13 protein-coding genes are annotated in these 14,638 nt (G+C 42.5%); 10 read left to right on the forward strand and 3 right to left on the reverse strand.

What is annotated here, in order from left to right:
• Positions 1-364: 364 nt before the first annotated feature.
• Genes BS1321_RS12540 through rbsB form a run of 6 tightly spaced genes read left to right on the forward strand, consistent with a single transcriptional unit; the run spans position 365 to position 6,003 of the window.
• Complete coding sequence (locus BS1321_RS12540; protein WP_063234275.1) at positions 365-1,351, forward strand: LacI family DNA-binding transcriptional regulator; 987 nt, start codon at positions 365-367, stop codon at positions 1,349-1,351.
• Positions 1,348-2,232, forward strand: a complete 885-nt coding sequence (gene rbsK / locus BS1321_RS12545; RefSeq protein WP_063234274.1) for a ribokinase — start codon at positions 1,348-1,350, stop codon at positions 2,230-2,232. The genes BS1321_RS12540 and rbsK overlap by 4 nt, the downstream gene beginning before the upstream one ends.
• Positions 2,229-2,621, forward strand: a complete 393-nt coding sequence (gene rbsD / locus BS1321_RS12550; RefSeq protein WP_063234273.1) for a D-ribose pyranase — start codon at positions 2,229-2,231, stop codon at positions 2,619-2,621. The genes rbsK and rbsD overlap by 4 nt, the downstream gene beginning before the upstream one ends.
• 18 nt (positions 2,622-2,639) lie before the next feature.
• Positions 2,640-4,121, forward strand: coding sequence for a sugar ABC transporter ATP-binding protein (locus tag BS1321_RS12555; protein WP_063234272.1), 1,482 nt, complete (start codon positions 2,640-2,642; stop codon positions 4,119-4,121).
• 1 nt (position 4,122) lies between these two features.
• Entirely contained in the window at positions 4,123-5,067 is a 945-nt protein-coding gene (locus BS1321_RS12560) for an ABC transporter permease (protein ID WP_063234271.1), read from the forward strand.
• 15 nt (positions 5,068-5,082) lie between these two features.
• Complete coding sequence (rbsB, locus tag BS1321_RS12565) at positions 5,083-6,003, forward strand: ribose ABC transporter substrate-binding protein RbsB (protein ID WP_063234270.1); 921 nt, start codon at positions 5,083-5,085, stop codon at positions 6,001-6,003.
• Between the two features lie 195 nt (positions 6,004-6,198).
• Here rbsB and gdhA read toward each other — a convergent pair whose 3' ends face one another.
• Positions 6,199-7,581 (reverse strand): NADP-specific glutamate dehydrogenase, encoded by a 1,383-nt coding sequence (gene gdhA, locus BS1321_RS12570; RefSeq protein ID WP_063234269.1) that lies wholly within the window; start codon positions 7,579-7,581, stop codon positions 6,199-6,201.
• A 157-nt stretch (positions 7,582-7,738) separates the two neighbouring features.
• Here gdhA and BS1321_RS12575 point away from each other — a divergent pair, with 157 nt between their 5' ends.
• The 3 genes from BS1321_RS12575 to BS1321_RS12585 all read left to right on the forward strand — a co-directional run bounded on the left by BS1321_RS12575 (position 7,739) and on the right by BS1321_RS12585 (position 11,372).
• On the forward strand, positions 7,739-8,641 hold the full coding sequence (locus tag BS1321_RS12575) for a glutamate biosynthesis transcriptional regulator GltC (RefSeq protein ID WP_063234268.1): 903 nt from the start codon (positions 7,739-7,741) through the stop codon (positions 8,639-8,641).
• Positions 8,642-9,069: 428 nt separating this feature from the next.
• Positions 9,070-10,062 carry a PTS sugar transporter subunit IIC gene (locus BS1321_RS12580; RefSeq protein ID WP_063234333.1) on the forward strand — a complete coding sequence of 331 codons (993 nt, stop codon included), beginning with the start codon at positions 9,070-9,072 and terminating at the stop codon, positions 10,060-10,062.
• Between the two features lie 110 nt (positions 10,063-10,172).
• Entirely contained in the window at positions 10,173-11,372 is a 1,200-nt protein-coding gene (locus BS1321_RS12585; protein WP_063234267.1) for a class I SAM-dependent rRNA methyltransferase, read from the forward strand.
• Positions 11,373-11,457: 85 nt separating this feature from the next.
• On the opposite strand, the gene BS1321_RS12590 is transcribed toward BS1321_RS12585, so the two are convergent.
• Together BS1321_RS12590 and BS1321_RS12595 are read right to left on the reverse strand one after the other, a co-directional pair.
• A complete protein-coding gene (locus BS1321_RS12590; RefSeq protein WP_063234266.1) occupies positions 11,458-12,129 on the reverse strand; it encodes a lysoplasmalogenase in 672 nt (223 codons plus the stop codon).
• A 135-nt stretch (positions 12,130-12,264) separates the two neighbouring features.
• Positions 12,265-13,533 (reverse strand): dicarboxylate/amino acid:cation symporter, encoded by a 1,269-nt coding sequence (locus tag BS1321_RS12595; protein WP_063234265.1) that lies wholly within the window; start codon positions 13,531-13,533, stop codon positions 12,265-12,267.
• 167 nt (positions 13,534-13,700) lie between these two features.
• Here BS1321_RS12595 and BS1321_RS12600 point away from each other — a divergent pair, with 167 nt between their 5' ends.
• Positions 13,701-14,507, forward strand: coding sequence for an alpha/beta fold hydrolase (locus BS1321_RS12600; protein WP_063234264.1), 807 nt, complete (start codon positions 13,701-13,703; stop codon positions 14,505-14,507).
• Positions 14,508-14,638: the final 131 nt, after the last annotated feature.

Raw genomic sequence — 14,638 nt, forward strand, 5'->3', positions numbered from 1 at the left:
TTGAGCCAGTTTCAGACAGTAGTCAAACTCCATGAAAATCGAGTTTGTCTACTGTTTTTTTTATGGCTTTTACAATTAGACCGTTGATTTCCGCTCCAGGCACTCGCTTTCCACGGGCGGTCAGCCCTCAGCTTGCGCCTGAGGGGTCTCCCCTAGACACGCTTTTCCCGCAGGAGTCTCGTACACCCGTTCCAATCAACTTTGTTAAAAAATTTATAGAGCGATTATAGTTAACAAAAGGATTATTTTATCCTTTTTGGTCCAAATTTCTCGAAAATTATCTTTGGAATAGGGCTTGCCGTTCATATAAATTGGTGATAAGCTATTGTGTAAACGGTTACACAAAATTATTGAGGGTGATATATTGGCAACTATTCGGGATGTTGCAAAGGAAGCTGGGGTTTCTGTGGCAACGGTTTCCAGAGTTATGAATGGCAGTGGTTATGCCCATGAGGACACAAAAAAGGTGGTCATGGCAGCTGTTGAAAAATTAAATTATAAACCGAATGAAGTGGCAAGATCCCTCTACAAACGTAAATCCAAATTGGTTGGTTTGATTTTGCCGGACATTACGAATCCCTTCTTCCCAGAAATGGCAAGAGGTGTCGAGGATTATCTGCAGCAATTTGGGTATCGGTTAATTTTTGGAAATAGTGATGAAAAGAGAGATAAAGAAATAGAATATATTGACACTTTTCTGCAAAATAATGTAGTGGGCATGATTGCTTCAACTAGTGAAGAAGCCAATGAAAATTTCGATAATCTGGATATTCCAGTTGTCCTTCTAGACCGTACAGCAGAGAAATTACCAGCTGTTTATTCCGATCAAAAGACAGGCGGTAAGCTGGCAGCACGCGTATTGCTGGATAGAGGCAGTACGAATATAGTCCTCATTAGGGGGCCAGTCGAAATAAAACCTGTATATGAACGGTACATGGCAGCATTGGAAGAATTGAAACAAGCAAAAGTGAACGTGCAAGTCATGGATTCATCCCTAACTCTTCAGGGCGGCCAAACTTGCGTGAAGCAGCTGTTCGAGCAATATCCGGAAACGGATGGAATCATCGCTTGTAATGATATTGTTGCAGCCGCTGCACTTCAAGAGATTTTAAAACGGGGAAAACGGATACCGGAAGACATACAATTGATCGGCTATGATGATATCGCCTTCACAGCGTTATTGCACCCGCCGTTATCTACAATTCGGCAGCCAGCCTATGAGATGGGGGCACAAGCGGCGGAAATGCTAATTAAAAGGATCAATCAAGAAAAAATGGAAGTAACACATAAAAAGCTCCCTGTTTCTTTTGTGGAGAGACAAACAACGAGAAGGAAGGCGGAGAAGACATGATTAGAATTACAGTAGTGGGAAGTTCTTCAATGGACTTAGTGGTGACATCAGCTAAGCGGCCAATGGCTGGGGAAACGGTTTTAGGAGAGTCCTTTATCACGGTTCCTGGAGGAAAGGGAGCCAATCAGGCTGTTGCAGCGGCACGTCTTGGTGCAGAAGTGTCGATGGTTGGATGTGTAGGAGATGATGTTTATGGAGAGATCATCTTAGAAAACCTGAAAAAAAATCATGTAAATACGGAGTGTGTGGAACCGGTTACAGGTTTCGCTTCCGGGACAGCACACATTACCCTTTCGGAAGGTGATAACAGCATTATTGTCGTAAAAGGTGCGAATGATTTCATTACTCCTGAATATGTACAAAAGGCGAAAAAGGTGATAGAGGAATCGGATATTGTGATGGTTCAGCAGGAAATACCTGAGGAAACGGTGGAATATCTGGCAGAATTATGCAACACGCTTCAAAAGAGATTACTATTGAACCCAGCTCCCGCCCGCAAGCTAAGCGAGACTGTCATTCAACAGGCATCATTCCTTACTCCGAATGAACATGAATTCGAGATACTATTCAATGGGAGAGATAGGACGAAAGTCTTGACTGAGCATCCCAATAAATTATTCATTACCGAAGGAAAAAATGGCGTCCGTTATTTTGACGGACATGAAGAAAAGGTTGTTCCAAGCTTTGAAGTGGAAGCGGTGGATACAACAGGCGCAGGGGATACATTCAATGCTGCCTTTGCCGTGGCTGTTGCAGAAGGAAAAAGTTTTGACGAATGTTTGTTATTCGCGAACCGGGCAGCCTCCATTTCCGTGACGAAGTTAGGCGCCCAAGGTGGCATGCCGCAAAGGATAGAGGTAGAGAGGGGCTTTGAAGCATGAAACGTCAAGGAATCATTAATAGTTCAATAGCCAAGGTCCTGGTTGACCTTGGTCATACCGATTATATTGTCGTAGGTGATGCCGGGCTGCCGGTGCCACCTGGAGTTTGCAAGATAGATTTAGCATTGACGCCTGGAACACCATCATTTCAAGATGTCGTCCGGGCGATTCACGAAGATATGGTTGTTGAAAAAGTTATCGCTGCCACAGAAGTGAAGGTTAAAAACCCGGAACAGCATCAATATATGGAGCAGCAATTCGGAGCAGCGATTGAATATGTTTCCCATGAGGATTTTAAAAGGCTGACAAGTAACGCGAAAGCAATAATCCGGACCGGGGAGACGACGCCATATTCAAATTGCATATTGCAGTCTGGAGTATTCTTTTAAAGAAATGAGATGATGAGCATGCAAATCGAAATGCACAATATTTATAAAGCATTTGGTCAAAACAAGGTATTGGAAGGTGTTCATTTTTCTTTAGAGGCTGGGGAAGTGCATGCACTAATGGGAGAAAATGGTGCGGGAAAATCAACCTTGATGAACATTTTGACAGGGCTGCATAAACAAGATCAAGGAACGATTGAGATTAACGGTAAAGAAACCTCATTCAAGGATTCAAAGGAAGCGGAGGAGGCGGGAATGGCCTTTATCCGTCAGGAATTGAATATTTGGCCAGAAATGACCGTGCTGGAGAATCTATTTATCGGCAGGGAAATGGTGAATGCCTTCGGTGTCCTGAAGACGAAACAAATGAAAGCGCGTGCAAACGAGATTTTTAAAACACTTAATATTTCCCTTCCTTTTGATAAGGAAGCCGGATTTTGTTCTGTCGGGGAACAGCAAATGATTGAAATTGCCAAGGCGCTCATGACGGATGCCGAAGTCATCATCATGGACGAGCCCACAGCCGCTTTAACTGATAGGGAAATAGAGAAGCTCTTTGAAGTGATGAAGGGGCTTACCAAAAAGGGTGTATCGCTTGTTTATATTTCTCACCGAATGGAAGAAATATTCGCCATTTGTGACAGAATCACCGTAATGCGTGACGGAAAAACAGTCGATACGAAAAGAATTGCAGATACAAATTTCGATGAAGTCGTTCAAAAAATGGTCGGGCGGGAGCTGGAGGATCGTTTTCCTCATCGTGAAGCGAATCCTGGCGACATAGTCCTTGATGTAAAAGGTTTAACTAAAAAGGGGCTTTTTGAAGATATCCATTTCGCGGTTCGGCAAGGTGAGATTGTCGGTGTAGCCGGATTGATGGGAGCAGGCAGAACAGAAATAATGCGCGCCCTTTTTGGTGTCGACCAAATAGACAGCGGTGAAATTACCATTGAAGGCAAGAAAGTTTCCATACGAAAACCAACGGATGCAGTTCGACACGGCCTGGCTTTCATTACGGAAAATCGTAAAGAAGAGGGGTTAATCCTGGACTTTTCTGTAAGGGAAAATATCGGCTTGCCGAATCTCAAGAGTTTTGCTCCTAACGGAATCGTAAAAACGGAAGATGAGATGAACTTTGCCGAAATGATGATTAAGCGACTTCACGTAAAGACTTCTTCTGCTGAAACGGTCATCGGCAATCTATCCGGAGGAAATCAACAAAAGGTGGTAATAGCCAAATGGATCGGCACTTCCCCTAAAGTTTTAATTATGGATGAACCGACCAGAGGCATAGATGTTGGTGCAAAACGTGAAATTTACGAGTTGATGAATGAATTGACGGAGCGAGGCATCGCCATCATCATGGTTTCGTCAGAACTTCCGGAAATCATTGGAATGAGTGATAGAATCCTTGTGGTTCACGAAGGTGAGATTGCTGGGGAATTGTTAAAGCAGGAAGCGACGCAAGAAAAAATTATGGCATTGGCGACAGGAGGGAACTAGGATGAAACTTGAGGCTACAGGGAAAAGCGGGATTTGGCAGAAATTTGGTCCGTTACTCGCCTTGGTACTTTTATTTATCGTAATAACCGTTTTAAATCCATCATTCATGGAACCGAATAATATATTGAATTTATTGCGTCAAACCTCCATCAATGCACTTATTGCATTTGGAATGACCTTTATCATATTGACAGGTGGCATCGACTTGTCCGTCGGTTCCATTTTAGCTCTATCCAGCGCACTTATGGCTGGTATGATGGTCTCGGGATTAGATCCGATTTTAGCAATATTAGTAGGGATTCTACTAGGTGCAATAATGGGTGTAATCAATGGGATTCTCGTTTCAAAAGGAAAAATGGCGCCTTTCATCGTGACACTGGCCACCATGACAATTTTCCGGGGATTAACGCTTGTGTATACGGATGGAAAGCCGATTACTGGAATTGGCGATTCTGTAATGTTCCAGATGCTGGGGAGAGGTTACTTCCTGGGAGTGCCAGTACCGGCCGTTGTGATGGTCATCGCTTTCTTCATCCTATGGTTCCTGCTTCATAAAACATCCTTTGGCCGTAAAACATATGCCATTGGCGGAAATGAAAAGGCTTCCCGTATTTCGGGGATTAAAGTTGACCGAGTCAAGGTGGCCATATATGGTCTGGCTGGTACGATGGCAGCAATCGCTGGTGCCATTTTAACATCCCGTCTGAATTCGGCACAGCCGACGGCAGGCCAATCCTATGAAATGGATGCCATTGCAGCAGTGGTGCTAGGCGGAACGAGCCTTTCAGGCGGTAAAGGGCGGTTGTTCGGTACGCTGGTGGGTGTCTTGATCATCGGTACCTTGAATAACGGCATGAATTTACTTGGTGTATCCTCTTTCTACCAGCAAGTGGTAAAAGGTGCAGTTATATTAATCGCGGTCTTACTTGACCGTAAAAAATCATAAGAAGAGGTGTAATCAATGAAAAAAATAGTATCGATCATCATGGTTCTTTCTTTAATGGTCTTAGCTGCCTGTTCAATGGATTCTGGTCTAAAAGATGATAAAAAAGAAAAGAAAGACTCCATGAAAGACGTGAAAGTCGGAGTCAGCATCTCTACTTTAAACAACCCATTCTTCGTTTCCTTAAAAGATGGTATTGAAAAAGAAGCAAAAGAAAAAGGCATGAAAGTCACAGTTGTTGACGCCCAGGATGATACGGCAAAACAAATTAGCGGAATTGAAGATTTAATTCTTCAAAAGGTTGATGTCCTTCTTGTGAATCCTACTGATTCTACGGCAATATCTTCAGCCGTTCAATCAGCAAATGAAGCGGGCATTCCCGTTATCACGATTGACCGCTCTTCAGACGAAGGCGACATTGAAACGTTCATCGCTTCCGACAATGTGGCTGGCGGGGAAATGGCTGCAGAATATCTAGTTAAAGAGCTTGGCGAAAAAGCGAAAGTAGTGGAACTTGAAGGGGTATCCGGGGCATCTGCAACTCGTGAACGCGGGAAAGGTTTCCACAATATTGCGGACAAGCAATTAGATGTCCTGACAAGCCAAACGGCGGAATTCGACCGGACAAAAGGGCTTAACGTCATGGAAAATATCCTGCAAGGCAATAAAGACGTCCAAGCAGTATTCGCCCATAATGATGAAATGGCACTTGGGGCCATTGAAGCAATCAAGGCAGCAGGAAAAGACATCATCGTAGTTGGTTTTGACGGAAATGATGATGCATTGAAAGCAGTTGAAAACGGTGAACTAAAAGCTACAATCGCCCAACAACCGGCACTTATCGGTGTAGAAGCGGTTAATGCGGCTGAAAAAATCTTAAAAGGCGACAAAGTGGATGACACAATATCCGTTCCATTGAAATTGGTCACTAAAGAATGATTGTCTCTCAAACAAAAAGAGTGCCGGGACTTTTCCGGCACTCTTTTTGTAGTATTAAAAAAATGTTTTAATCTCATTGATGTTATCTGAGTATGGATATTCAGCTTAAATTGATATGAATAAGAGAGTAAAGGAAAGTGAGTTCACTCTTTTAAGGCGGCCCATGTCGGAACCGCCTCTTAAATCAACTGATTGCTAGAGGATACCTTGAGTCAGCATAGCATCCGCCACTTTAAGGAATCCGGCAATATTTGCCCCAACAACTAAGTTGCCAGGCGCACCATATGCTTCTGCAGCCTCGACACTGTTTTTATAGATGTTTTTCATGATCTCATGCAGTTTGGCATCGACATCTTCAAACGTCCAAGGCATTCTGGCACTGTTTTGGGCCATTTCGAGTGCAGAAACGGCTACGCCGCCTGCATTGGCCGCTTTTGCTGGTCCAAAAAGGATGCCGTTATTAAGGAATACATCAATGGCCTCAAGGGTTGAGGGCATATTAGCACCCTCACCGACTGCCTTCACATTATTTTTGACCAGTAATTTTGCTGCTTCTTCATCGATTTCATTTTGTGTGGCACAAGGAAGTGCGATGTCACATGGTACAGACCAAATGCCGTAGCTTCCTTCATGGTATACAGCTTCCGGGTGCGCATCGATATACTCACTCAATCGTTTTCGTTCCACTTCTTTTAGACGTCGAATTGTATCGAGGTTCAGACCATTTTCATCGTATATGTAGCCATTGGAGTCGCTGCACGCAACAACTTTTGCGCCTAGCTGTGTAGCTTTTTCAATGGCATAAATGGATACATTGCCAGATCCGGAGATAACGACAGTGCTGCCATGGAATTGTAACCCTTTGTCTTTTAGCATTTCTTCGACAAAGTAAACCGTTCCATATCCAGTCGCTTCTGTACGAGCCAAGCTTCCGCCGTAACTTATGCCTTTACCAGTTAGAACACCAGCTTGGTAGCTGCCTTGCATTTTTTTATACTGACCGAACAGGTAACCGATCTCCCTTGCACCGACTCCGATATCACCAGCCGGTACATCTGTATCAGGTCCGATATAGCGAGCTAGTTCTGCCATGAAACTTTGGCAAAAACGCATGATTTCAGCATCCGATTTTCCTTTTGGATCGAAGTCCGATCCGCCTTTTCCCCCACCAATTGGCTGGCCTGTAAGAGAGTTTTTAAAGATTTGCTCAAAACCAAGAAACTTTATGATGCTGGAATTTACAGTGGGATGGAATCGAAGACCGCCTTTGAATGGCCCGATTGCACTGTTGAATTGTACACGGAAACCACGGTTGACTTGAACATTTCCCAGGTCATCAACCCAAGAGACACGGAAGGTGATCATTCTTTCGGGTTCAACCAGCCTTTCCAATATCCCGCTTTTCATATATTCAGGATGTTTCGCAAAAACGGGGATCAATGAAAGGAATATCTCCTTTACGGCTTGGTGGAATTCACTTTCGTGGGGATTACGCTCCTTTACCTGTGCGTATACTTGACTTACGAACTCTCTGGCATCTTGTAATTCCTCATGCTCGACTTCCTGTGAAGTTGTCATTGTTCTCTCTCTCCTTTAGATAAAGTCATAAAATATTAAATAGGGTAAGTCTATCGGTTTTTATATGATACTTTCATGATATAATTTAAAAGTGAAACGAACAATCTGAATATTAGATAAATAACATGCTGTTTTGATATGAAAGAGGGAGCTTAGATTGGAATTAAGGCAAATTGAATATTTCATTGAAGTGGCAAAGCGTGAACATATGACGGAAGCAGCAGTGGACTTGCATGTTGCCCAGTCTGCTGTCAGTCGCCAAATTTACAATTTAGAAGAAGAGCTGGGCGTGCCCTTATTTATCAGGGATGGCCGAAAGATTAGATTGACACCTATAGGACATACATTTTTATCTCATATGGAACAAGCTATGGATATAATCGATCGTGCCAAGCGTGAGATGGCTGAAAGCCTGGATCCAGAAAAAGGGACAATCCGCATTGGCTTTCCCAGCAGTTTAGCTTCTTATATATTGCCAAGGGTCATTTCCGACTTCAGGGAAAGTTATCCGCAGGCAAAATTCACATTGAAACAAGGTTCATATCGCTACCTGATAGATTCTGTGATAAAAGGTAACATAAACATGGCCTTGATTGGCCCACTGCCGGTGAATGAAAAGAAAATCAAAGGTGAAACGCTATTTATTGAAAACTTAGTTGCCCTTTTACCAGAAAGCCATCCTTTGTCATTGAAGAAATCATTATCCTTAAATGAGCTTCAAGGAAACCCGTTCATCGTATATCCAAAGGGATATGTTTTAAGGGATCTCGTTATGAAAGCTTGCAAACTGCATGGCTTTGAACCGGAAGTGGCATTCGAAGGAAAGGATACAGATGCTATAAAAGGCTTGGTGGCAGCAGGTCTGGGAATAACCTTGATTCCTGAGATTTCCTTGATTGATAGCTTGCCTCGTTTTACGGTTAAATTGCCGCTGGAGGACCCATCTGTAACCAGGGCAGTAGGGGTCATCGTTCCGACTGATAGGGAACTGATGCCAACGGAGAAATTGTTTTACCAATTTTTGAGGAATACTTTTGCAAAATTGGAAAGTTTTCAATAGAAATGAGATGGGTGTCTATTAGAAAAGTCATAAATCCAGCTAGTGAGAGAATCCTTGAATCGGGTTCTTTTTTTTGGTCCGTAAATGTATCGAGTTATCTCCATACAGTACATCTTTAATAAGGATAACTTATTTTGAAATAATACTATATTTGTTTTAAATGTATAAGAATGTGTTAACCCTTTATTTTTTGAAAACGCTTTTATTTTATTAGAATAAAAATATCACTTACATTATCAGAAAATTCATGTTATTATACGAACAGACATTAACAGACATTAACAGACATTCAGGTAGTGGTACGATATACTTAATAGGCTTTTTAAATGAAGACCTTTATTTTTTTTTCGATTTTCCTAAATTGAATATTCTGATAATTAACAAGGAGTGGAGATAAAGTGAGCAGGAAAGAATACATCAGCGATCGAATGTACAAGGCATCAACAGGGATAGCCAACGCTGTTTTGGTTACATTAGGGATCGGGTTATTGTTTGAATCCATAGGGGGATATTTAGGTTGGGAGGTCTTCCTGGCAATAGGCGGGGCCGCAAAGGTCTTGTTAGCACCAGCTTTAGGAGCAGGTATCGCATATCAGCTAGGAGGAAATTCATTAATTATCTTTAGCGCCATGGCTTCAAGTGCTGTTGGAGGTGCTGCCATTCACAGAACTGCTGAGGGTGCCTTCACGATTGTTACGGGTCAGCCACTAAGTGCTGTCTTGGCGGCAGTAATTGCAACATATATAGGTAAGCGCCTAATCGGCAAAACGAAGTTGGACATCATGGCCATCCCAATGGGAGCAGTTCTTGTCGGTGGAGTTTCGGGATATGGCCTGGCTCTTGTCACCACTCCGCTCCTAACATGGATAAGCAGTCAAACCACCGCTGCGGTCGAGGGTTCTCCCTTAATCGGTTCCATGGTCATAGCCTTGGTATGGAGCATTTTATTGATGACACCGGCGTCTTCCGCTGCACTGGCGATCGCCCTGCAATTAGATCCCGTTTCCAGTGCTGCAGCTCTAATCGGATGTACCGTTCAGTTTGTCGGGTTCACTGTCATGTCTTATAAAGATAATGATATGGGCGGGTTCCTGGCACAGATGGTCGTTACGCCAAAAGTTCAATTTCCTAACTTAATCAAAAAACCATTATATGTAATTCCGCCTTTTGTGGCGGCAGTCATCTGTGCGCCTATCGCTACCTTGGCATTCAATTTTCAAGTACCGTATGAGCTTGGAGGTATGGGGTTAAGTTCAATGATTGCCCCGATTGCCATCATAACAGGTCAGGGGTTGTACACGTTCTTGGTTTATGTCGCAGTGGGTATGGTATTGCCAGCTGTGATCACACTTGCCTTACATCGGGTACTGAAGATGATGGGTAAAGTTAAACCAGGCGATCTTCATTTGGAAGTTTCATAATCAAAGTTTTCTTAGAAACCAGCCTGGTTAAGGAACCGGGCTGGTTTTTATTTATAAAGGGAATAGGGTAAAATGGGGAGGATAGCATTTGCATAGATAGGATGATATATATGGGAAAAGAAATAGATATAAAAGTGAAAGCTAAGTTCGTGAGTAAAATCGGCAAGGGTTTTCCCTTGATTGTTAAAGAGTCGATAGCCAACCTTAATGACCTTCAGGAAGAGGGGTCCTTAGTGCGTTTGGTGGATGAAAACAACCGCTTTCTAGCAAAAGGATATTATGGTAAACAGAATAAGGGCTACGGCTGGGTATTGACCCGAAGAGAAAATGAAAAGATCGATCAAACCTTCTTTAACGGCAAAATCCAGGCAGCATATGAATTTCGAAAGTCTTTTTTTGAAGATGGGGAGACTACAGCTTTCCGCTTGTTTAATGGGGAAGGTGATGGAATAGGCGGTTTAATCATTGATCATTATGATGGTCACTATGTCATTAGCTGGTATAGCAAAGGGATATATTCCTTTAAAGACTACATCATTAAGGCGTTGCAAGAAACGGTCGAGGTCAAATCGATTTATCAGAAGAAACGCTTTGATACAAAGGGGCAGTATGTGGATGAAGACGATTTTGTCATGGGTGAACAGCCTGCATTTCCGCTTCTTGTAAAGGAGAATGGAGTCCATTTCGCTGTTTATCTGAATGATGGGGCAATGGTCGGTGTCTTCCTTGATCAACGCGATGTCAGAAGGAAAATACGGGATGAATACGCAAAAGGGAAAACGGTGTTGAATATGTTCTCCTATACGGGGGCATTCTCCGTGTTTGCCGCTTTAGGCGGTGCTGTTAAAACAACGAGTGTCGACCTGGCGAATCGCAGTTTACCAAAGACGATTGAGCAGTTCAGTGTGAATGGAATAGATCCCGAAGCTCACAATATCGTAGTGATGGATGTTTTTAAGTATTTTAAATATGCAGTGAAGAAGGCTTTGAAATTTGAAATGGTCATCCTTGATCCGCCCAGCTTTGCCAAATCGAAGAAGTTTACTTTCAGTGCCGGAAAAGACTACACGAATCTATTGAAGGATACCATTTCCATTACGGAAGACAATGGGGTCATTATCGCCTCAACTAATTGCAGTACGTTCGACATGAAAAAATTCAAGAACTTCATTGATGTCGCCTTCAAGGAAATGAATGGAAAATATGAGATCATGGAACAATTCTCATTGCCGACTGATTTTAAAACAATTCCGGAGTATAGGGAAGGGGACTATTTAAAAGTAGTCTTCATAAAGAAAATTAAAGGATAAAAAAAGGCGTCCACAGTTCAAGCAGAGCTGTGGATGCCTTTTTTATAATGAAAATGTTTCATGTGGAACGATTGGACATTCAGATTCACTGGATAGGCCGTTCACTTTTCAAACCTTTCGATAAATGAAAAGAAGGTTTCATGCGAATGCTGTTAGCGATGCAAAACTGGGCTGCATAGTAGGTAAGCATGATAAGTGGACCAGAAAAGGCAACATCATCAATAAATTTGTTCCAAGATAAAATGGAGTCGGAAATCACGAACAAGACCCCGCCGATGATTGCGGCCGCATTTCCGGTCATAAATGCCGCCCAGCCCATGAGGGAGATGACCGTTACATAACAGATTACAGGGATGATGAGGTTATGTTCACCTTTTTCAATTAAAGAACGTACAATTTCACGGCCAATCCAAGTGGAATAAATGCTAATCGGAAGAATCGTCGCAAAGCGAAGCCATGAAAAGGTCCACAGTCTAAAGAATGCCGAAATATAGAAAAGGTGGCCGATCAAGAAGGCGGAAAGCCCGATGACGAACCAGATCAACAAACCATCTCCAAGCATGCAAAAGAATAAACCAAGAAGTATTAAGGATAGGTAACGATCCCGTCTTCCCACTTTTGTGCAGGCGTAGAGCAAAATCAATAACATGGGGATGACCTTGAATATGATTTTAATGATTAAAGGCTCTTCCGGTATAAAAAAAATATATAATAGTCCCGTGATAAGGATTGCGGCAGGCAAGCATTTCATTAACATTCAATTCCCTCCTTCAATCTTTAATTCTATGTAAGGGGAAGGAACCCCTTGTCGATTAAAGATCTGTTTGAAAAAAAGTCGTGAAAATGAAAAAACTGGCTCCTGTTTTAACCAGGAGCCAGTCAGTTATAAGAATCATACGGCCGAATCTTCTTTAACGAATGCTTGTTTTAACCAGTTTTTTCCCTCAACAAGCCTTGTGACAAGCATGGCACAAACCGTGTTTCCCGTTGAGTTAAGCAGTGTAGCGGGAGCATCGATAATCGTGGATATAACAGCAATGATCGGCAGGACTTCAACAGGGAAGCCGAATACACTAAGAATCAACATTTCCCCAATCATGCCGCCACCAGGAATGGCACCCATAACAGCCCCAACCAAAAAGGCAACTGCAAGTATACTTAAAATGCTTGAAATGCTTGTCATATCCTTTCCGAATAAGCTGAATAGGAAAACGATTTTCATTATCCCGCCAAATACAGAACCATCTTTATGCATGTTGGCTCCAAGTGGGATGACAGTCTCCGCTATATCCTTTGGCACACCCATTTTCTTGACCGATTCCAGGTTGACTGGAATGGACGCGGCACTTGAACAAGTTGCGATGGCTGTAATGGAGGGTGCCAGGGCATTTTTCCAAAAAAGTTTAACGCCATCTTTCCCCCCTGCGATAAAGGCATACAAAGTGAAGAAGCCGAAATAATAAATCAATGCCAAGACAAGGTAAAGACTGAAAGTGCGGGCATAGCCTTCTAAAATCTGAGGCCCCAGCTGACCGATTATCGTCGCAAAATAAGCACCAAGTCCAATTGGGGCATAGTACATGACGATTTTGACGACCTTCATCATGACAGCTGTACCCGCTGTCAAAAACTCAGTAATCGGTCTTGCTTTCTCACCGACCAGTGCAGTGGAAAGTCCGATTAATACTGAGAAAACGATAAGCTGAAGCATATTGCTTCTGGAGAACAGTTCTGGAAAGTCGGAAACGCTTACAGTGTTGACCAGTTGACTGAAGAAAGAAACTTCTTCGATGGTCTCTTCAGAGGAACTGTTTTCCATCAGTTCTTTAATGGCTGTAGTATCTGTGCCTTCCAAGGGATTGACGATGGTTGTCCCAATAAAACCAATGACGGCAGCTAAAGCGGCTGTTGTCAGGAAAACGAGAACGATACTTCCCATGATTTTTCCGAGACGCTGCATTCCGCTCATATTGGCAATCGCTGAAGCAATGCTGAAAAATACCAATGGCACGATGATCGTGAACATCAGATTTAAGAATAAGTCCCCTAGCGGCTGTAAAACCGAGGTTTTCTCCCCGAAGACAACGCCCGCTATCCCACCGATAATAATGGCAGTGAGCAGTATTAAAGAGGATCGATAGTTTTTGATAAAGCTCTTCATTAAAATTCCGTCCTTTCAGGATGAAGATATCAATAAAAATATACTTCATTATCAACTCTAAAAAGAGGTTTGACAATATTTTTTTTATAGGGAGGAATGTTAAAAGAAGAAACGCAATAAATAATAATAGGGAATGGGTTGTGAAAATATCGTGAAGGAGGGGTAGAATGGCATTTGTTGAGGTGGAAGAAGGCGTTCGGCTGTTTTATGAAGAAAAGGGCCAGGGGAGACCGATTATTTTTATCCATGGTGTGTGGATGAGCAGCCGGTTCTTTAGAAGGCAGCTTCCGTACTTTTCAGAAAAATATAGAACGATCTTACTTGATTTAAGAAGCCATGGCCAGTCAAATCATGTGCATTATGGAAACACGGTCTCCGTTTATGCAAAAGATCTTCATGCATTCATTGGTGAGCTAGGATTAAGGGATGTCATACTTGTAGGCTGGTCCATGGGGGCATTTGTCGTCTGGGATTATCTTAAGCAATTCGGAGAGGGAAATATTCATTCAACTGTGATTGTGGATGAATTGGCCTCTGATTTTAAGTGGCCCGATTTTAATATTGGTGCATTTGATATGGAGACATTGATTGCCTTCATGACTGAAATTCAAACGAATCGTACCCCATTTTTGAAAAGCTTCCTTACTTCCATGTTCAACAATGAATTATCTGCAGAGGATGCAAGCTGGATGCTTGGGGAAGTGACCAAAATGCCGGAATCCATTGCTAGTAGCATTCTATTTGACCAATCGATTGTGGACTATCGTGAATTCTTGCCAGAAATCAATATTCCGACACTTCTCTGTTTTGGAAGGCATGAAAAAGTCATTCCTGTAGCTGCAGGGGAACATTTGCACAAAAACATTCCGAATTCCAAACTAGTAATCTTTGAAGATAGTTGCCATTGTCCATTTATGGAAGAAAGCGATTTGTTTAATGAAACAGTGGATTGCTTTATTCAAAAGGGAGTATAGTCGTACAGGATATGAAAAAGGGGATGCAGGGTTCGTGCCCGCATTCCTTTTCTTTATGGTTATTAATGAATTTTTCTACTAACTAAACGGTTTCGGCAAGAAATAAAGGGAATACTGGTACTAAGGAAGTC

The organism is Peribacillus simplex NBRC 15720 = DSM 1321, from assembly GCF_002243645.1.
Lineage (GTDB): Bacteria > Bacillota > Bacilli > Bacillales > DSM-1321 > Peribacillus > Peribacillus simplex.